Origin of the sequence: Streptomyces sp. 5K101 (genome assembly GCF_046506645.1) — a bacterium.
Classification (GTDB): domain Bacteria; phylum Actinomycetota; class Actinomycetes; order Streptomycetales; family Streptomycetaceae; genus Streptomyces.
In genome coordinates, this window is the sequence record NZ_JBKFFO010000042.1 from 1 (window position 1) to 17,950 (window position 17,950).

Consider the following 17,950-nt stretch of genomic DNA (forward strand, 5'->3'; position numbering starts at 1 on the left):
TACGCCGAGTCGGCCGCACATGAACTCGACGCTGTACGCGTACTCCTCGGTGTCGAGCCGCATCTCGTCGATGAACTCGTACTTGCTTGCTACCGGGGATCCTTCGCGAAGTACGCTGCGGCTTTTTTCAGGAAGGTAACTTCCATCTCAAGCTCGCGGTTGCGTCGTTCGAGTTCCTTCAGGCGCGCCCGCTCGTTCACCGTCAGTTCCGCGTCGGGAGCCGGTTCCTGCTGCTTCTGGTACTTCTTGACCCAGCCGCGTAGCGTCTCCGGATTCAGCTCAAGCTCCCGGGCGACTGCGGAGATCGTTTTGCTCGACCTCAACGCGATCTGGACGGCTTCCTCGCGGAACTCCGGCGAGTACTTACTGGGTGGCGCCACTTCTTCCTCGTTTGCTGTTCAGGACAACCTTATTGGGTCCCTGTCCGGAAACTTCGTGGCCCCTCACCAGGCCCAGCCGACCGGCACCGGCGAATCCCAAAACCAATGATCCGAACCTGGAACAGGCCCTAGTCGAATCACGTCAAGCCAGGGTGAATCGACTGACAGAACCTCCATAAGTTCCTGAATCACCATGTTCAACCTCTCGCTTTGCCCCTCCCATCTCTGGGAGAGATAAAGCTGGCGCTCATGGCAGAACGCCACCGCCTGGGGCTGGCGGGAGGGGGCACCGTCACTGGCCGTGAAAGCACAATGTCCCCGACTACGCAGATATAGACGCCCCGTCAGGTCTTGAAGTTCCCGCTCGACGGACGACAGCTCCCATCAGGCCCACCGCATCCCGAGGGCAGTCAGCTCCTCCACACGCTCGGGTGCCAGCTTCGCAGCCTTCACCCGCTGCTGGCTGATCCAGGCACCGAGCCGAACGGCCTGCTCGCCCACGTGCTCGGTGTGGCTGCGCGGCACTTCCAGGTGCCCTTCACGCTCTCGGTACTGCCGTGCGGCGGCCAGGTTCTGGGCCCACATCTCGGCCCGGGTGCGCTTGGCCGGCGCGGCGGTGATGTCCAGCTTGCTGGTGAGCATCCACTGCTGGGTCGCCGTCAGCCTGCTGAAACCGGTGCGCTGGGCGGCGGCCCACTTGCCCAGGTCCTCGCCGTCCGCGATGGCCACACCGGCCTTGGCGGGCAGACTGCCGCGGCCTTGATGTGCAGCCAGGCGAGCCGGAAGGCGCGCTGCCAGTCGACGCTCCACGTCGGACACCAGCCGGGGTCGATGTCTTCCAGCGCCTGAGGCCGCTCGTCGGTCAGGGGAGCCGCGCCGCCCTCCGGCTCGGGCAGGCCCTCGGCGCGGCAGCGTTCGAGCTCGTCGGCCCGGCGCGCGGCCGCCCGCTGGTTCTTCAGCCAGCGCCCTACCGGGTACTCGCCGACGACGGCGTCCACGGGCGCGGCCAGGCCCACTTCGTGCTCGTCGGCCCAGGCGGCGGCTGCGGCCAGGCCCTCTTCGAAGCTGGCGTCGAAGTGCGACCAGACCATGCATGTTGGCGAGCTGGGCGGGAGTGGCCTGCCCGGCGCTCAGGCTGGTGACCGCGTAGACGGTCTTGATGCTGACCTTGCCGCTCTTGCGGTGCAGGCGGCGCCGCTTGAGCTGGACGGCCTGGCTGGCGCCGGGGAAGAGCAGGTTGTTCACGGTGCAAACCTTGATGCGGCGGATCTCGCCACGGGCGTGACCGCTCTCGCGGATGCGGCTCTGGAGCGGAATCCACTGCCAGGGAAGGGCTTTGAGCTGCTTGCGGAGCTTCTTCTAATTCCCTTTGACGATCACGATGTAGTGGGCGCCTCGACAGGCGAGGTACTCGGCGTGTTCGCGTTGGGTGTGCATGGCGTCGCTGGTCACGACCGTGTCGGCCAGGTCGGCGAGGTTGTCCAGAAGGGGCTGGAAGCACGTGATCTCGTTCGTCTTGTCTCCGACGTCCAGCTGGGCGAGGACCAGACGGCTGGTGTGGTCGAGTGCGGCCAGCAGGTGGATCTTGCGGCCGTCGGCTCTGGCGGCGCCGCGCAGGCTCTTGCCGTCCACCGCCACTGCCCGGCGGGTCTTCGGGCCGGGCTGAGTGCGGCGATCGGCCAGCCAGGCGCCGACCGCCCGGTCAAGCGCATCGGCATCAAGGCGGGCCAGGGTGCGGCGGATCGTTGTCTCGCACGGCACCGGCCGGATGCCGGTCAACGGGCAGCGACGGGCGCCGATGCGGTCCAGGACCGCCGATGGCGCATCGGCAGCCCACTCGCTGATGGCCAGGAGCGAGGTCGCGCCGGTCAGCACGGCGCAGGCGGCCAGCGCCAGTACATACACCAGGCCGTGGCGCACACCGCGAGGCTTGCGCGGATCGGGGACAGCGGCCAACCGGGTCAGCAGCCCGAGCAGTTCGTGTTCCGCGGCATCGGGCTGGTCACGGAGTTGGTCAAGGACGGGCGGGATTGGAGAGGATACGACGGCAGGCACGGACTTCCGTAGGGATCACTGGACTCGACACCCACATGATCTTGGAAGCTCGTGCCTGTCCTGCGTCCGTGCCACCGCCGGCACACATCGGGAAAACCCACTCAAGCCGCGACTACGCCGAAGCCCTACCCCCCGGGTGCTGCGAGTTTCCGTCAGAGTGAACCCCAGCCGTTGACCCGCTGCATTGACGCTCATAACCTCACGTCCCTCAAGAGGCAACAGTCGCCTGACCTGCACAGATGGACACCAAGTCTAGATAACGATCCCGACCATCCCGAACTGGGTCAGGCCGGACCAGATGGCCCTCATGCTTCCAGCGTCGGCCGCCTTCAGCCGGGCCGCATCCCGCCTCTCGTGCTGGGCCTGGCTGTCGCCGTGACCCAGCTGTCCGGCGACACCCGAGCGGGTTTGGTCCGCCTCGGAGACTTGCACCCAAAATCGAACGTGGCACCTATTGGGGTGTGCACCTGAGTGAGACCCAGCGCCGCATCCTCGCCGCCATCCGCGCCCACATTGCCGACACGGGCGAGGCTCCGACGGTGCGCGAGATCGGCGCCGCTGTCGGCCTGCGGAGCAGCAGCTCCGTGGCCTACCCGCTGCGGCGACTGGAGCAGCTCGGGGCTCTGGCCCCTCGGGACCGCCGCCGGCACCGAGCGTCCCGTCTCACGTGAGTCGGCAGCCCGCGCCGCTCCCCCGCCGTTAGTTTGCGCCTCGGGTCGGGGTGCGCTCCCGAAGCTACGGCGAAGTGACAAGTAGGGGTTATCAGACGCCGACATCCCGCCAGTCGCTGCAGGTCGAGAGGTGGACATCGTGCGTGCTGTGGTTTCCGCGGCAGGCCTTGAAGTGCACGTACCAGCCGTAGCCCTCGTAGAAGTCCATGTTCTCGTACCCGTAGCCCGCACCTTCGCCCTCGCTGTACCAGATGAACCCAGAGCGCTGCATGACGTCGAACGCGTTGTACAGCTGCCAGGAGACGACAACGGAGTAGCCGTCGGCGCGCTTGTCGTCCAGGAGGAACCAGTCCCCTTCCGGGGCGAAGCAGCCGGCGGCGTAGTCATTGGCGTTGTCCGTGCAATACCAGTCTTTGCCCGTGGAGGGCCTGTCTGCCGACGAGGCGTGGTGATGCTCGGCTGCGTGCGCCTGGGACGGGATGAGAGCAATCATGAGGCCTGCGGCGAGGATGCCTAGGTGTCGTGGTCGCATGGGTGGATGGTCTCGCCAAAGCGGTGAGTTGGGTAGGGGGCCAACCGGTCGGATGAGCGGTGGTGGCTGCTGGCCGCAGCCGACTGACTGAAATGAGCGCCGGGGCGGTCGGTAACGTGCCTACTTGACAGGGGGACGCGACTGAGCACCGGCCACGGGCCGGGGCTCAGTCTTTCCGCCGATCCGCGACAGGGAAGGCGCGGACCGGCGGGGCTCAAGGGCTACAGGCGCAGAGACCAGCTTGGCCCGTCGGGGGCGTCGAGCCATACGCGCTGGCTCCGGTCCTCGATGGTGACGCCGTAGCGGTCCGGGCCGGGTTTGTCGGCGTCCTGGTAGATCGAGTGGGCTGCTTCGAGGTTGCCCCACAGGGGGCGGGGGCCGGTCTCGGTCACGGTGCCGCCGGGGTGGAGGTGGACGATCGATCCGTCATCGCTCCAGACCCGTGCGCCGGTGATCTGCCGTTCGTCGCTGAGGTCGTACTGCCAGACCAGGCCCGGCTCCACGATGCTGGCGAGGAACCGGAACGCGTTGTCGCCGATGGCGGCGGAGGGCAGGGGCGACGGGCGGCCGGGGCCGGTCGGGTGTTCCGGCCGACGGGAGGGGCTGCCCTCGCCCGGGCCGTGGCGGAGCGGCATGAAGAACGCTCCACGGGGCAGGAAACGGCCTTCGGCAGCGCGGTCCTCAGGTGCCACAACGAGATCGCCGGCAGGAGGTTGCCGAGCCGGGCCACTGCCCGCAGTGCCTCGGCCGCCTGGGCCAGAGGCTTGGCGGCCCTCCGCGACCGCTCGTTGCTTATATCGCCGCGCAGACGTTCCACGACCTCGTCCAGCAGCAGTGCCAGCTCACCCGCTCCTGGATCCTCCGGCACATCGGCGCCCCACCACTGGACGGCAGTATCCAAGGCCGTGGAGGCGTCGGTCCGGTCGAGCGGCGGCCTGGTTTCTACATCCCCGTGCGTCACGATCACCATCGTTCACCGTCGGGCCTCGCCTCTGGGCAGGAACGGAGAATCGACTGCTCTCGGATCAGACCGAGGCCCTGGGAGGGAGGGGCACCGCGTGCCGAGGGCTGCTGGATGCGTCCGTTCCACGCGCTGCCGTCGGCACCGGCATGCCGCGGCGCAAGGCCTCGCGGGTGAGGGCGTCGAGCTGGGCACCGGCCGCGTTGTAGGCGTCGGCTGCACGAGCGAGGCGCTGCTCGGCGGCGGTCAGGTCTGCGGCGAGTTCTTCATCGGTTCGCGACCGCCTCCAGGAACCATGCTGTGCTGACGGCTCCCTCTCACCAAGGCCGGGCTCGTCCTGCCGTGCGGAGCGGCGGACGAACAGGCCCTTGCCCTTGACCGCGTAGACCAGGCCCTCGCGTTTGAGTACCCGCACCGCGTTCTGTGCGGTCAAGTTGGCGATGCCGAAGCGGTCTTGGAGTTCCCGCGCGGAGGGAAGTCGGCCGCCCGGTGTGAGGTTGCCGGACCGTATCTCCTCCCTGAGCAAGTCGGCCGTACGGACGTAGGGGGGCCTGGGGTCGTTTTCGTCGTTGCCCGCGACGTCGGGGAGGAGGGAAGGCTCCGTCCGGGGTGCCGGCGGAAGGCCGGGGTGTGTGCTGCTGACGTAGCTGCCCCGGCCGAGCACGGAGTAGACCAGGCCCTCTCGCTTCAACACTCTCAGCGCGTTCTGCACGGTTGAGCTGGATACCCCGAAGCGTTCTTGAAGCAGTCGCGCCGACGGCAGCCGGCTCCCGGCCGCGTACTCTCCGCTGTGGATCCTGGTGCGCAGTACCTCGGCCGCCTGAAGGTAGGGCGGTCTTGAGTCGTCTTCGAGCGGCAAGGTCATGGTCTTACCGTTTGCAGCGACCCTTCCTGTCTCGGCCGTGGGCCAGAGCACGGCCGGGGCGGGGGCGGCTGTCCGTGTGTCACCGCCAGGATCGTCAGACGGTGCGCATCGCGGCGACGACCTTGCCCAGGATGACCGCATCGTCGGCCGCGAGCGGCTGGAACCTGGGATTGTGTGCGACGAGCCAGGCGTGGCCGGCCGCGTCGCGCTGGAACCTCTTCACAGTCGCTTCGCCGTCGAGCATGGCGGCGACGATGTCGCCCGGCTGGGCGACCTGCTGCCGCCGTACGGTGACCACGTCGCCGTCGCAGATGGCTGCATCGATCATGCTTTCCCCGGACACCTGAAACCGACGGGTTCCCGCATTCCTGGGGCACTCTGGCGACAAATCCGAGGGGCATTGTGCCCGAGCGCCCGGCCTGCACGTTGGGTTCATACTTATCCGGGACCCGGACGGTGAGGCCTCAGCTCCTCTATGTCGGCTGGTCATCGGGGTCATCGTGGGGGAAGGCCGTGACGCGTCTCAGTGATGGTGTCCGTGCTACATGCGGTCGTGCTCGTGTTCGATGTAATCGGGCGAGCCGTCCAGCCTCCGGAGCATCGCCGGGCCGCCGGGTCGCCGGAAGCGGACGAGCAGGACTGCGGCCAACAGCAGGAAGGGGATGTTGAGCCACGTGGTGTAGTTCCAGCAGACCCCCTCTTCGGGGATCCTCGCGTCGGTTTGGTACGAATCAGGCCCAGGTCGCCGAAGGCAAACTCGACGACGTAACCGGCGAAGGCCATCGCGGCGAAGAAGGTGACCAGCAGGAAGGCGGCCATCCGCGGGCCGTAGTACCTCCGGGCGGTCCGTTCGGGTGTCGCCTGAGATACATCAGGCAGCCGGGACTGGCACCGGAGCCAGCCTGCGTCCGCTTGGCAAGCCGCAGCACGGCCGCGGGCCGTGCCGTCTTTGGAAAGGGAGGGCCCTGCGCGGTTCTCCTTTTCCGCGCGGGGCCCAGGTCGGGTGTTCGGCCCTTCGCGGGCGTCCCTGCGCCCGCCGTTGAGGCAGCTGCCTGTGTTCAGGCAGGCCGCGTGGTGAGGATCGCGGCGGCGCCGGCGGGCAGTCGGTAGCTGTATGTCGTGTCGCCCCAGGGGACGTCGAAGGCGGCGGTGCGGGTGCTGGCGTTGTATGTCACAGATAGCCGGGTTCCGTCGGACAGTTGAGCGTTCGTGCGCTGAAGGCCCTTGGTCGGGCCCGGGTTTATGGTGGCCTTGCCGTCGGGGGCGAGGACGGAGAGGTCGTGGATGGACCACCAGCTGCCGGAGCTGGCCTTGTTGACGACGCGGATGTAGCGGGCGGTGGTGGTGGGCAGCAGGATGCAGGTCACGGTGGTGCCGGGGCCTGTGGCGATGGGCTGGCCCCAGGTGGTGCCGTCGTCGGAGGTGTACACCTCGTACTGCCGGGCGAAGTCGCCGGACGAGGCGGTGCTGTCCAGGACGATCTGGCTGAACGTCCGCTTCGAGCCCAGGTCGACCTGGAACCAGTCCCCGGGCTGCATGCCGTGTCCGGAGCTCCACCGCGTGGCGGGGTCGCCGTCGATGGCCTTGGACGGCGGGTCGTCCGTGCTGCTCGCCGAGGCCGATGCCTGCCAGCCGTCGCGGGGCAGGGCCACTTCATCGGTGGGCGGGGTGAAGGACGCGCCGGTGGGCAGAGTGTGGCCGAGCCACTGGTCGCCGATGCGTACCTGGGCCTGCCGGGCGAGCAGGCCGCTGTCGTATGTGATCAGCGCCTTGCTGCCGTCGGGGTTGCGGAAGGGGATGTCGACCGAGCCGATGGCGGCGGGAGAGGTTCTGCCGTGCTGCTCGCCGGTCCAGGTGAAGGTCGCGGCCGCTCCCGCGGCCAGGGTGTGGGTGAAGTAGCGGTAGCCCCAGCGGACGTGGAAGGTGCGGGCCGTGCTGCCGGAGTTGAAGGTGACCAGCGCGGTGGAGCCGTCCGGGTTGGTGAACGCGACGTCCTCGATGCTGCCCTTGCCCAGGGTGTTGGAGGCGACCCGGTGCGCGCCGGGCCGGACGAACTTGCTGGCCTGGGCGAGCGCCCAGTAGTCGGCCGTCGGCTTGTACGTCCACGTGCCGTCGGCATCCTGGGCGACGGTCACCACGGGGCGGCAGGCGAGGCATCCGTTGTTGGTGGGCCCGTTGTCGGCGTCCAGGGCGAGGTTCCAGCGGACGATGCTCCGGGCCCAGTTCCGGGGTCCGTTGATGACGTTGTCCATCGCGCCGGCGAAGCTGCCCCGCTCGTCGCCCTCCCAGCCGCCGCCGGAGCACTCGGTCTGGAAGGCGGGCTCGTTGGGGTAGTCGTTGTGGACCACCGACTGCGCCAGTACGTCGCCGGCGTAGCAGTGCCAGGCCGTGCCGGCGACCTGCCGGGCGGAGGCCGGGTCGGCGTACAAGGACTCGGGGTAGCTGGTGACGTCCCAGTTGTGGTCGTAGCCGAGGATGCGGGTGGACAGGCCCTGAGCCTTGAGCGTCGGGGCCAGGTGGCGGGTGACGAAGGTCTTCGCCTGGTCCGCGGGCATGGACATGCCCGGGTACGTCGACGGCTCGTACAGCGGCTCATTCTGCGGGGTGATGTAGCGCACCGGCACGCCGGCCGCCGCGTATGCCTTGAGGAACTTCGCGAAGTAGTCGGCGTACACCTGGTAGGCGTCCGGCTTGAGCTGACCCTTGACCATCGAGTCGCTGGTCTTCATCCATCCCGGCGCGCTCCACGGGGTGGCCATGACGGTCAGCTGCGGGTTGATCCTGCCCGCCTGCTTCAGCAGGGGAATGGTGTACGACCGGTCGTGGTCGATCGAGAAGTGCGCCAGCGTGGGGTCGGTCGTGCCGGCGGACATGTCGTCGTAGGAGTAGTTGCCGCCCACGGTGAAGTCGGTGGCGCCCATGGGCTGGCGCAGGACGCTCAGGCCGATGCCGTCGCGGCGGCTGAACAGGTCGCGCATCAGGGCGTCACGCTGCGGGCTGTCGAGCTTGGTGCCGACCAGCCAGGCGGAGGAGTCGGTGAACGAGGCTCCGAAGCCGGTCATCGGCTGGTACTTGCGGGTGGTGTCAACGGTGATCGTCGAGGCGGAGGAGCCGGACGGCGCGGGTCCCGTCTTCCAGGCCACGGAGGGTTGTTGGGACAGGTACGTCTTGGTGGACGGGTTCGTGAGCAAGACCGATGCCTTGGCGGGCGCGGCCTCGGCGGCGGCCGGTGTGGCTGACGGAAGGACCGGGAGGGCCGCGAGCATCGCCGCGGCGGTGGTCAGGGCGGCCCGGCGCGGTGGCCGGGCGGCGCGATCGGCCCGAAGGGTGGGTCTCATGTGCGGCTCCTTGTATGCATGACTGCGTGGTGCGAAGCCGGCGCGTGGGGGCCAGGACAGGGCGCCGGAGCGGGGGTCACTTCAGGCCGGTGGTGGCGATACCGGCGATGAACTGCCGCTGGAAGACGAGGAAGACGATCATCACCGGGAGCAGGACGACGACGGCTCCGGCGAGGAGGATGCCGAAGAGGGTGAAGTCCTGGCCGCTGCTGGCCAGGGCGAGTCCGACCGGCAGCGTGTACTGGCTCTCGTTCTGGGCCAAGACCAGCGGCCACAGGAAGTTGTTCCAGGAACCGAGGAAGGTGATGATCCCCAGCGTGGCGAGCGCGGGTTTCGTCAGGGGCAGGACGACCTTCCAGAAGATCGCCAGCTCGCGGCAGCCGTCGACGCGGGCGGCGTCGATGAGTTCGTCGGGCAGGGTGGAGATGAACTGCCGCATCAGGAACACCCCGAAGGGGGTGGCCAGGAACGGCAGGATCAGCCCGAGCAGGGAGCCGCTCAGTCCCAGGTTGGTCACCACGACGAACAGCGGTACGAAGGTGACCAGGCCCGGCACCATGAGGGTGGCGATCACCAGGGTGAAGACGCCGCGCCGTCCGCGGAATTCCAGCTTGGCCAGGGCGTAGCCGAGCATCGAGCAGAAGACCAGGTTCCCGGCGGTGACGGCCAGAGCCACGACCACGGAGTTGGCGAACATGGCGGTGAAGTCGAGACTGCTGAACAGTTCGCGGTAGTTGGCGGTCGTGGGACTGGTGGGGATCAGGACGGGCGGCACCTTGCGAATGTCCGCCTCGGGTTTGAAGGACCCGGACAGCATCCACAGGAAAGGCGAGATCATCAGCAGCAGGACGGCGGTGAGCGGCAGGTACAGCCACGGTTGGCCCCAAGTCTGTCGGATGCGGCGGCGCCGCAGTGCCCGGTCCGTACCGGCGTGCTCCGTCCCACGGGTGGCGAGGGTGCTCATGGGTATCAGTCCTTGTCTCGCAGCACTCGGAACTGCAGCACGGTCAGCGCGACGATGAGGACGAAGACGACGTAGCCGGCGGCTGAGGCGACGTCGTAGTTGCCGTTGCCGAACTGTTTGTAGGCGTACAGCGTGGCCGACAGGGTGGAGTCGAGCGGGCCGCCGTCGGTCATGACGAACGGCTCGTCGAAGAACTGCAGATAGCCGATGCCGGTGGTCACGGCGGTCAGCAGCAGGGCCGGGCGCAGGAGGGGAAAGGTGATGCGCCAGAACCGCTGCCAGGACCCGGCGCCGTCGAGTTCGGCCGCCTCCATCAGGGAGTGGGGCACGGACTGCAGGCCCGCCAGCATGATGATCATGACGGTGCCGAGGTTCCGCCACACCGCCATGACGATCATGACCGGCAGGGCGAAGCGGGTGTCGGCCAGCCATGCGGGGCCGTCGATCCCGAACCAGCCCAGGACGGCGTTCACCAGTCCCGCGCGGGGTTCGAGCAGCGTCTTCCACACCACGGCGACGGCCACGATGCTGGTGATCACCGGGAGGTAGAAGCCGAGCCGGAAGACGGCCCGGAAGCGCTGGATGCCGCTGTTGAGGGCCACCGCCGCGGCGAGCCCGGCGGCCAGTGTCAGGGGCAGGCTGACCAGGACGAACACGGCGGTGTTGCTCAGGGCGGTGAGGAACTGGGGGTCCTCGAACAGCCGCGCGTAGTTGTCGAAGCCGATGAACCCCACGTTCAGCGGTGTGCGCAGGTCGGCGCTCTTGGTGTCAGTCAGGCTCATCAGCAGCGACCAGGCCACCGGCAGCAGCATGAAGGCGAGGAACAGGGCGAGGAACGGCACAGCGAGGACCCACGCGGCGCGGGTCTGCCGAGCCCCGGCGGTCTGCCTGAGCGAGAAGATGCGGCGGTCCGCGCGCCGCGGCCGCGGGGGCTGCGGCGCGCGCGTGTCGCCCTTCTCCGGGAGAGTGTTCGTGGACATGGAGGTCATCCATCCGTACGAGGGTTGCTCACGGGGGGGGCGGCGCTCAGCGGCCGGTGCCGATGCTGGTGGCCTTGGACTGCAGGGTCTTCTGCACCTCTGCGACGGTGGCCTTGCCGTAGGCGAGCTTCTCGAGCTCCGAGTCGATGGTGTCGGCGATCTGCTGCCAGGTCGTGATCGCGGGCGGCGCCTTGGTGACCTTCAACTGCTCGGCGAACGCCTTCATCTTCTCGTCCTCATTCAGCTTGGCCTCCGTCCACGCCTCGGGGGAGGCGGGCAGGTTCCCGGACGCCTTGGCATAGGTGGCGAGGTTGGCGGGCTCGGTGAGGAACTGCACGAACTTCCATGCAGCGTCGGCGTTCTTGGCGTCCTTGAACACCGCCAGGTCGCTGCCGCCCGCGAGTCCGGCGGGCTGCTCGGCGTACGGCAGCGGCATGGTCTTCCACTTGCTGTCCAGTTCCGGCACGTCCTTGTGCAGGTTGCCGCCGGTGCTGGGGCCCTGCTGGAGGGTGGCGATCACTCCGTTCTGGAGGTTCAGCTTGTTGTCCGTCTTGTCGGTCGGTGCCATGTGCTGCTTGAAGACGTCGGCGTAGTACTCCAGCGCCTTGGTGACCTCGGGCGAGTCGAAGGTGAACTTCTTGGTCTCCGCGTCGTAGATGTCGCCGCCGTGCTGCCACACCACCGGGAGCCAGAACAGCCAGGCATTGAAGCCGATCTGCGTTCCTGCGGCGTAGTGCAGCTTGGGGTTCTGCTTGCCCGCGGTGGCCTGGATGGCCTCGAGGTCCTTCAAATAGCCGTCCCAGTCCGTGGCGGGGGCGGCCTTGATGCCGGCCTTGGCGGTGAGGTCGGTGCGGTAGTAGATCACCGAGGTGTCCGCGACGAACGGCACCCCGTACGAGGTGTCCTTGTACTTCGTGGTGTCCCACTGACCGGGGTAGAAGTCCGCCGAGTCGATCGACGTCGGGGTGGCCTGGAAGCCGTTCATGGCGGCCATCTCGGCCATCCAGGTGGATCCGATGATGGACATGTCCGGGGTGTTGCCGCCGGCGATCACGGTGGTCAGCTTCTCGTGGGCGGCGTCCCAGGGCACCGCGGTGATGTGGACGTCGGCGTCCGGGTTCTGCTGCTCGAACTTCTTCGCCAGGCTCTGCAGGTCCTTGTCGCCCTCGTCGCCCATGGACCACATGACGACCTTGCCCTTGGCCTTGCCGCTGCTGATCTTCGCGGGGTCGTCCTTGCCGGGACCGGAGTCCTCGCTCCGGCCGCAGCCGGTGGCCAGCAGGGCCGCCGCGACGGTGGCGCAGGCTATCTGGAGGGTTCTGGCGGTGGGACGGGTGGTGTGCATGGTTGCGGCTCCTTGCGGTCGTGCTGAACAGGGCACGGGGGGTGGCTGGGGCAAAAGGACTGGGCGACCGAGTGGGTCAGCCTGCGGGGTGCAGGCGGCCGTCGTCGACGGTCACCTCGGCCGTGAGATGTAGGTCACGGCTGGAGCGTCCGACGCGGAGGCGGTAGCGGCCGGGCGGAGTGCGCCACGCGCGAGCCTCGCTGTCCCAGATCTGGAAGGGACGGGCGGGCACGCGTACCTCGGCTGTGACGCGGGCGCCCGGTGCCGCCTGAACGGCGGCGAAGCCGGCGAGCAGGCGCACCGGCCGGTCGGGGCCGTCGTGCGGCGGCTCCAGATAGACCTGGACGACCTCACGGCTGGCCCGGGGGCCAGTATTGGTCAGCTCCACGGTCAGGTTGAGCCCGTCTCCGCCCGCGGGGCTGGGCAGAGTGGCGGAGACGGGAGACGGGGAGAGGGCCACGGACTCGTACGTCCACCGGGTCCAGCCCAGACCGTGGCCGAACGGAAAGGCCGGGACGAGCCCTGCCCGGTCCCAGGACCGGTGACCGACGTGGACGCCCTCGCTGTAGTCCACGATGCCGTCGCGGGGGCGGGCGTCGGGGACGGGGACGTCCTCCGCACGGGCGGGCAGCGTCCACGGCAGACGACCCGACGGCTCGATCCGGCCGAGCAGGACATCGGCCAGTGCGTGCCCGGCCTCCTGGCCCGGCAGCCACGCCCACAGCAGAGCGGGGGCTTCGTCGGCCCAGGGCAGCAGCACCGGGGCTCCGGCGTTGACGACCACGATGGTGCGTGGGTTGGCGGCCAGCACCTTGCGTACCAGGTCGTTCTGGTGGCCGGGCAGGTCGAGCCCGGTACGGTCCCAGCCCTCGGACTCGACCTCTTCGTTGGTGCCCACGACGACCACGGCGACGTCGGCCGCCTGGGCCGCGGCGGCGGCCTCGGCGATCTCCTCGTACGGGCTGGGCCCGGGCGGGGCGTGGCGCAGCTGGGCGGTGACGAAGCGGTCGTAGGCGCCGGGCTCGACCACAGTGAGGTGGATACCGAGGGCGATCCGGCGCGGCTGCGGACCCACCTCCAGGTCGATGCCCCGCAGCGGCGGGTTGTTGTGAGTGGAGTCGAGGATCAGCTCCACGCCCCGGTCGTCGTCCCCGGAGAGGACCTCCTCTCCGTCCACGGTCACCCCGTAGCGGCCGACGCAGCCGATCTCCAGGCGGTGTGTCCCCGGCTCGGTGAGGGTCAGCACGGTTCGCAGCACCACACGGTGCGTCGCCGGCCCGAAAGCGGTGTATCCGCTCCAGTCACCGGAGAGGCGTATCTCGCCACCGACGCGGTTGCCGTCGGCGTCGAGGTGGTCGGCGCGCACGCCGGCGGCGCCGGTGTCGGGATCGATGAGCAGTGTTGCGGATAGGAACGGCGGGCGCAGGCGGGAGTCGCCGCCCCGGTGCACGGACAGGCGCACGTCTTCTGGGAGTGCGGCGCGCAGCCCGTCCTCGAATGACACCGTGCGCACCGCTGGGACGAAGGCGCTGCCGCCGCCCTGGAGGTAGGGCGTCACGGCGTTGGGGCCGATCAGCGCGACGCTGCGGATGCCTTCCGGCGCCAGTGGCAGCAGATCTGTCTCGTTGCGGAGCAGCACCATGCCGCGAGCCGCGACCTCACGCAGGAGACGGAACTCCCCCTCCCCGGGCCCCGCCTGCGCGGTGGGCGGCGCGGGGTTCTTCCCGGGGTCGCCGAGCCGGCCGGTGTGCCGGGCCAGGCGCAGCAGCCGCAGCACCTTGTCGTCGATGAGCCGCTCGGCCACCTCGCCCGCGCGCACGGCCGCCACCAGAGGCTCGCCCCACAGAGGGTCGGGTCCGGGCATGACCAGGTCGAGGCCGCCGACAGCGGAGGCCACGGTCGAGCGGGTGGCGGCCCAGTCACTGACCACGGGCCCGGAGAAACCCCACTCCTCCTTCAGCACCCCGCGCAGCAGGTACGCGTTCTCGGTCATCGGTGCCGACTCGGTGCCGTCGTCGACGCCCGAGTAGGCGGCCATCACACTCCAGGGCGCGGCTTCGACGAGGACCTGCTCGAACGGGGCCAGGTAGACCTCACGCAGGGTCCGCTCATCGAGCCGGGAGCGGTAGCGGGTGCGGTCGGTCTCGGAGTCGTTCGCCACGAAGTGCTTCAGGCACGCGCCCACGCCCCGGCTCTGCAGGCCGCGTACGAGGGCCCCGGCGAGGGTGCCGGTGAGCAGCGGATCCTCGGAGAAGTACTCGAAGTGCCGCCCGGCGACCGGGGTGCGTTGGAGATTCACCACCGGGCCAAGGACGACATCGATGCCCTTGCGGCGCGCCTCCGTCGCGAACAGGGCCCCCAGGCGTTCGGCGAGCGCGGTGTCCCAGGCGGCCGCCAGTGCGCTCGGAGCCGGAGCCAGCATGCCGGTGGCGCCGGGGTCCTCACCGGTTCCGCGCACTCCCTGCGGGCCGTCGGACATCGTCACCGCCGACAGTCCGAGGCGGGACTCGGCCGGGAGTCTCCACACGTTGGCACCCGTCAGCAGACGGACCTTCGACTCAAGATCCAGCGTCTGGATGCGGTCGGACAGCTCGGTGTCATCAGGGAGGGCAGGGCGGCTCATACTCGTCCTTCCAGGCCGCAGCGCGGCACGAAGCGGGCGGAACGGCAGCAGGAAAGCACACTTACTAAGTACTTAGTAAGCTCTTGTTCGTAAGTTCTTTTCCGGGTTTGATCGACAGGTGACCACTGATCGACAGACCCGTAGACTCCGCGGGGTGAGCGAGAGCACGCCGAACGGGGAGCGGCAGCCACGCCCCGCCAAGAGCCTCAAAGCCCAGCAGCGACGGCAGGAGATCCTCCGGATCGCCATGGACACCTTCGCCGCCCGCGGCTATAACAACGCCTCCCTGCAGGAGATCGCCGACCGCGCCGGAGTCACGCAGGCCGGCGTGCTGCACTACTTCCGCTCCAAGACGTTGCTGCTCGCCAGCGTCCTGCAGCTGCGCGACGAGACGGACACCGATCAGGACCTGGAGCGCCCTCGCGGCCTGGCCTTCCTGCACCACCTGGTGGACACCATGCGCCGCAACGCCGAACGCGAGGGCATCGTGCGCCTGTACGCCGTGCTGTCGGCGGAGAGCACCACCGAAGGCCACCCCGCCCAGGAGTACTTCCGCGAACGCTACGAGAACCTACGCTCCGACGTCGCCGCCGCGCTGGCGGAGGCGTGCGAACTCGGCGAGGTACGCGCCGACGTCAACATCGACGAAGCAGCCAACGCGATCATCGCCGTCATGGACGGCCTCCAGATCCAGTGGCTGCTCGCCCCCGGCTCCGTCGACATGGCCGCCTCCACCGACCGCGTAATCACCGCACTCCTGGCCGAACTGGCCGACAAACCCGCCTGAAGCAGCGGCTGAAGGCGGAGCAGGCCTGCGAGCCCGGCGAGCGCCGCACCCCCGAAGTCGCTCGCGAGCACGCAGCCCGCGCGGCCGCCGAAGAACGCGCCGAGCGGGCCATGATCCTCGTGCAGGAATCGCGCTTCCCGGTCGCCTAGCACATCGCCCGGCTGCTCGTGGGGCACCGCGACTGTGGACCTGGGCGGCTGGACGGCGTATGCCCAGGCCGGCTCCGTGCGCGACGACCTGGTTCTTGAAACCCTGATCGGCCAGGGCCTTCTCAACTGTGCCGCCGGTGTGCTCGGTGACCTGGTCCAGCTGGGCGATGCCCGCGACGTTGTCGTGCGTGTTCGCGGCGAGGACGATGACGGCGATGACCAGCCCGAGCACGTCGACGGCCAGGCCCCGCTTGCGGCCCGGCACCTTCTTCGCCGGGTCCCGGCCGGTCGTTGAGGCGGGGACCCCGGCGGCCACGTGGACACTCTGCGTGTCCAGCACCACCAGGGTCGGTTCCTCTAATCGACGGGCCCGTTCACGGACTGCGCGGCACTCTGGTGCAGGCGTGGGGGACGGCTATCGCGATGAACAAGGAGACTCGAGCAGGTAGCCCGGCCGACCGGCGCATCCTCTGGTGGAAGGACAGGCCCATTGCCTTCGCCTGCATCCTCCACCCGGCGGCGGATGGACAGCCGCTGGTTGACGGCCTGCTGCTGTATGGCGGTGGGCAATACCAGTTCACGCCCGCTCTGGAGACCCGGGAGCAGACGAGCTGGGACAAGTCCAAGGTGCGCGCCGAGGACCGGGATCCCATGACAGCGGTCCTGCACCTCGATCCCTCAACCGGGTGGCGACGCGCCGACATTGCCTGCCGCACGGTCGTGATCGATGGATTCTTTACCCGGCAGCAGTTCCTCACCGGCTGCCCGCAGCAGCCGGCGCCCTTCGAGAGCCCGCCGCCGTTGGAGTCTTATCCGCGGGCGATGACTTGTTCGACTCAACCGCCGCCCTGCGGGCCCGGGAGTGAGTCGTGCAGGGGCATTCCCGGCTCGCCCGGGGGTTGGTAGGCCCAGGTCTGCACACGGCGCTCCTGGGTCCCGTCAGGGGCCCGGCCATGCCGCTTGCTGTTCCCGTCAGGGGGCTGCCCTCTTGCCGGCCCCGGCCGAGGCCCGGCCCGGGCGCCCGTCTAATCCTGCAGCGGGTGGCGGGGGGCCGGGCGAGCGTGACACGGCGGGCCAGGGATTCCGCCGCCTCAGGGCGGCTTACCGGCTCCCTTCCGGCCGGTGGGGGACGCGAAGCGTGGGGTCGGCGGACCTTCGCTCGGCCTGGGCATCAGTGCCCGATAAGCCGGTGCAGCACGGGGGTGCTCGCCCCGGCGCCGATGAGCCCGGCAAGCGCGGACTCGGCCAGACCGTGGCCGGCGGCGCGAGTGAGGCAGCCGACGAAGGCCCCGATGACCACAGCCGCCAGGAACACGAGGGCAGCGTGGGAACTGAGCAGTGGCCCCGGATCATCGGCAGCCCCGGGCGCGGGAGTGGGCTGCTGGGATGTGGCGTCGATGGGGTCGTGGGCGGTGGTCATGGTCTTTCTTTCGTGTCGGGCACGCGGCTGTCGCGTGCAGCGGTGGAGCGTGGAGCACCGGCAACCCTTGTGTCTGGGGGCTGGCCATGGGACAGCAGCTCGGTTTGTTACCGCTGGGGGAGCGGAGGGGCTTCCGGGGTCGCCGAGGGCGGGGTGCGGCGGCCGGGTGTTAGCCCCGCAAGCCCCGATCGGCCGCAGGGCGCCAGGCCGTGGCCTCGACGTCCTTGGAGCGGGTCGGACGCCTGCTACCGGCGTTCTCCCGCGTTGCTTCCTGTCAGGGGCGGGCTTCTTCGCCTGCTGGAGCGCGACTGTCGTGGGGCGGTTCGGCGCGCGGCGTGGTCTGTGGGCGGGTGGTGCCGGCCCACGCGCTGTACAGGCCGGAGAGGGCAACGCTGATCGTGGCCGGGGAGTTCGCCGAGACACCCTCGAAAGTCTGCTTGGTCAAGGAGATTCCTCTCTTGGAAGACGGGGCTCGAGAAGCGCGAGATGCCTGCGCGACAGGGGGACCGCCTCGTCATGCCGACGACACGGACCGCGCAGACTCGCCTCACCGAACGGTGTGTGGATCCCAACTAGAGCCCTCAGGCGGGGACGTTCTGATTGAACGCGGCCAGGCTAGGACGGCACGCCGCGTTGGGGCCATTGCGAACTGCACTGTCAGTGCACCGCCGTCTTAGCCCGGATCCACCGGTCGGTGATGTTGTTGTGGGCTGTAGTCCGGTGTTGCTGGCTGCCGTTGTGCTGGGTGGGATGAGGGCGTGCGGAACCTGCCGGTCTGCCGGCCTCTCCGGGTTCCTGGTCGTAGGGACGGTGGCAGTGGGGTCAGCCGTGTCGTGGCAGTGCGGTGATGGCCGTGAGGGCGTCGGTGAACGCTGTGGCC

General features: G+C 69.1%; 17 protein-coding genes and 2 pseudogenes. 3 read left to right on the top strand and 16 right to left on the bottom strand.

Annotated features, from left to right (window positions below; translation table 11 throughout):
- Positions 1-89 precede the first annotated feature (89 nt).
- The 4 genes from ACLB9X_RS33535 to ACLB9X_RS33550 all read right to left on the bottom strand — a co-directional run bounded on the left by ACLB9X_RS33535 (position 90) and on the right by ACLB9X_RS33550 (position 2,435).
- Entirely contained in the window at positions 90-380 is a 291-nt protein-coding gene (locus ACLB9X_RS33535) for a transposase (RefSeq protein ID WP_410364207.1), read from the bottom strand.
- Positions 381-764: 384 nt separating this feature from the next.
- Positions 765-1,109, bottom strand: a complete 345-nt coding sequence (locus ACLB9X_RS33540) for a helicase associated domain-containing protein (RefSeq protein WP_410364208.1) — start codon at positions 1,107-1,109, stop codon at positions 765-767.
- Positions 1,040-1,471 carry a helicase associated domain-containing protein gene (locus ACLB9X_RS33545; RefSeq protein WP_410364209.1) on the bottom strand — a complete coding sequence of 144 codons (432 nt, stop codon included), beginning with the start codon at positions 1,469-1,471 and terminating at the stop codon, positions 1,040-1,042. The genes ACLB9X_RS33540 and ACLB9X_RS33545 overlap by 70 nt, the downstream gene beginning before the upstream one ends.
- A 268-nt stretch (positions 1,472-1,739) precedes the next feature.
- Positions 1,740-2,435, bottom strand: a complete 696-nt coding sequence (locus ACLB9X_RS33550) for an ISAs1 family transposase (RefSeq protein WP_410364210.1) — start codon at positions 2,433-2,435, stop codon at positions 1,740-1,742.
- A 461-nt stretch (positions 2,436-2,896) separates the two neighbouring features.
- Here ACLB9X_RS33550 and ACLB9X_RS33555 point away from each other — a divergent pair, with 461 nt between their 5' ends.
- Positions 2,897-3,106, top strand: a complete 210-nt coding sequence (locus ACLB9X_RS33555; protein ID WP_410364211.1) for a hypothetical protein — start codon at positions 2,897-2,899, stop codon at positions 3,104-3,106.
- 91 nt (positions 3,107-3,197) lie between these two features.
- Here ACLB9X_RS33555 and ACLB9X_RS33560 read toward each other — a convergent pair whose 3' ends face one another.
- The 9 genes and pseudogenes from ACLB9X_RS33560 to ACLB9X_RS33600 form a co-directional block, all read right to left on the bottom strand.
- On the bottom strand, positions 3,198-3,599 hold the full coding sequence (locus ACLB9X_RS33560) for a hypothetical protein (RefSeq protein WP_410364212.1): 402 nt from the start codon (positions 3,597-3,599) through the stop codon (positions 3,198-3,200).
- A gap of 260 nt (positions 3,600-3,859) precedes the next feature.
- Positions 3,860-4,273: a hypothetical protein gene (locus ACLB9X_RS33565; protein ID WP_410364213.1), complete on the bottom strand. Its 414-nt coding sequence runs from the start codon at positions 4,271-4,273 to the stop codon at positions 3,860-3,862.
- Between the two features lie 390 nt (positions 4,274-4,663).
- On the bottom strand, positions 4,664-5,515 hold the full coding sequence (locus ACLB9X_RS33570; RefSeq protein WP_410364214.1) for a GntR family transcriptional regulator: 852 nt from the start codon (positions 5,513-5,515) through the stop codon (positions 4,664-4,666).
- 43 nt (positions 5,516-5,558) lie between these two features.
- Positions 5,559-5,810, bottom strand: a pseudogene (locus ACLB9X_RS33575) (LexA family protein); the annotation flags it as partial.
- Between the two features lie 712 nt (positions 5,811-6,522).
- Entirely contained in the window at positions 6,523-8,802 is a 2,280-nt protein-coding gene (locus ACLB9X_RS33580) for a discoidin domain-containing protein (protein ID WP_410364215.1), read from the bottom strand.
- 76 nt (positions 8,803-8,878) lie between these two features.
- Positions 8,879-9,766, bottom strand: a complete 888-nt coding sequence (locus ACLB9X_RS33585) for a carbohydrate ABC transporter permease (protein WP_410364216.1) — start codon at positions 9,764-9,766, stop codon at positions 8,879-8,881.
- Positions 9,767-9,771: 5 nt separating this feature from the next.
- A complete protein-coding gene (locus ACLB9X_RS33590; RefSeq protein ID WP_410364217.1) occupies positions 9,772-10,755 on the bottom strand; it encodes a carbohydrate ABC transporter permease in 984 nt (327 codons plus the stop codon).
- 37 nt (positions 10,756-10,792) lie between these two features.
- A complete protein-coding gene (locus ACLB9X_RS33595) occupies positions 10,793-12,091 on the bottom strand; it encodes an extracellular solute-binding protein (RefSeq protein ID WP_410364218.1) in 1,299 nt (432 codons plus the stop codon).
- Between the two features lie 76 nt (positions 12,092-12,167).
- A complete protein-coding gene (locus ACLB9X_RS33600; RefSeq protein WP_410364219.1) occupies positions 12,168-14,714 on the bottom strand; it encodes a beta-glucosidase in 2,547 nt (848 codons plus the stop codon).
- Positions 14,715-14,955: 241 nt separating this feature from the next.
- On the opposite strand from ACLB9X_RS33600, the gene ACLB9X_RS33605 reads away from it, so the two are divergent.
- A complete protein-coding gene (locus ACLB9X_RS33605; RefSeq protein WP_410364223.1) occupies positions 14,956-15,501 on the top strand; it encodes a TetR/AcrR family transcriptional regulator in 546 nt (181 codons plus the stop codon).
- Positions 15,502-15,708: 207 nt separating this feature from the next.
- On the opposite strand, the pseudogene ACLB9X_RS33610 reads toward ACLB9X_RS33605, so the two are convergent.
- Positions 15,709-16,032: pseudogene (locus ACLB9X_RS33610) on the bottom strand (transposase); the annotation flags it as partial.
- Between the two features lie 41 nt (positions 16,033-16,073).
- Between ACLB9X_RS33610 and ACLB9X_RS33615 the strand changes: the two are divergent.
- Positions 16,074-16,556: a hypothetical protein gene (locus ACLB9X_RS33615; RefSeq protein WP_410364220.1), complete on the top strand. Its 483-nt coding sequence runs from the start codon at positions 16,074-16,076 to the stop codon at positions 16,554-16,556.
- A 265-nt stretch (positions 16,557-16,821) separates the two neighbouring features.
- On the opposite strand, the gene ACLB9X_RS33620 is transcribed toward ACLB9X_RS33615, so the two are convergent.
- Both ACLB9X_RS33620 and ACLB9X_RS33625 read right to left on the bottom strand, forming a co-directional pair.
- Positions 16,822-17,070 (bottom strand): hypothetical protein, encoded by a 249-nt coding sequence (locus ACLB9X_RS33620; protein ID WP_410364221.1) that lies wholly within the window; start codon positions 17,068-17,070, stop codon positions 16,822-16,824.
- Between the two features lie 274 nt (positions 17,071-17,344).
- A complete protein-coding gene (locus tag ACLB9X_RS33625; RefSeq protein WP_410364222.1) occupies positions 17,345-17,515 on the bottom strand; it encodes a hypothetical protein in 171 nt (56 codons plus the stop codon).
- Between the last annotated feature and the right edge of the window lie 435 nt (positions 17,516-17,950).

Excerpts from the sequence above, each read along its gene's own strand:
- ACLB9X_RS33600 (WP_410364219.1), bottom strand. The coding sequence starts at position 14,714 with ATGAGCCGCCCTGCCCTCCCTGATGACACCGAGCTGTCCGACCGCATC.
- ACLB9X_RS33595 (WP_410364218.1), bottom strand. The coding sequence starts at position 12,091 with ATGCACACCACCCGTCCCACCGCCAGAACCCTCCAGATAGCCTGCGCC.
- ACLB9X_RS33580 (WP_410364215.1), bottom strand. The coding sequence starts at position 8,802 with ATGAGACCCACCCTTCGGGCCGATCGCGCCGCCCGGCCACCGCGCCGG.
- ACLB9X_RS33585 (WP_410364216.1), bottom strand. The coding sequence starts at position 9,766 with ATGAGCACCCTCGCCACCCGTGGGACGGAGCACGCCGGTACGGACCGG.
- ACLB9X_RS33615 (WP_410364220.1), top strand. The coding sequence starts at position 16,074 with ATGAACAAGGAGACTCGAGCAGGTAGCCCGGCCGACCGGCGCATCCTC.
- ACLB9X_RS33545 (WP_410364209.1), bottom strand. The coding sequence starts at position 1,471 with ATGGTCTGGTCGCACTTCGACGCCAGCTTCGAAGAGGGCCTGGCCGCA.
- ACLB9X_RS33565 (WP_410364213.1), bottom strand. The coding sequence starts at position 4,273 with ATGCCGCTCCGCCACGGCCCGGGCGAGGGCAGCCCCTCCCGTCGGCCG.
- ACLB9X_RS33590 (WP_410364217.1), bottom strand. The coding sequence starts at position 10,755 with ATGACCTCCATGTCCACGAACACTCTCCCGGAGAAGGGCGACACGCGC.
- ACLB9X_RS33620 (WP_410364221.1), bottom strand. The coding sequence starts at position 17,070 with ATGACCACCGCCCACGACCCCATCGACGCCACATCCCAGCAGCCCACT.
- ACLB9X_RS33560 (WP_410364212.1), bottom strand. The coding sequence starts at position 3,599 with ATGATTGCTCTCATCCCGTCCCAGGCGCACGCAGCCGAGCATCACCAC.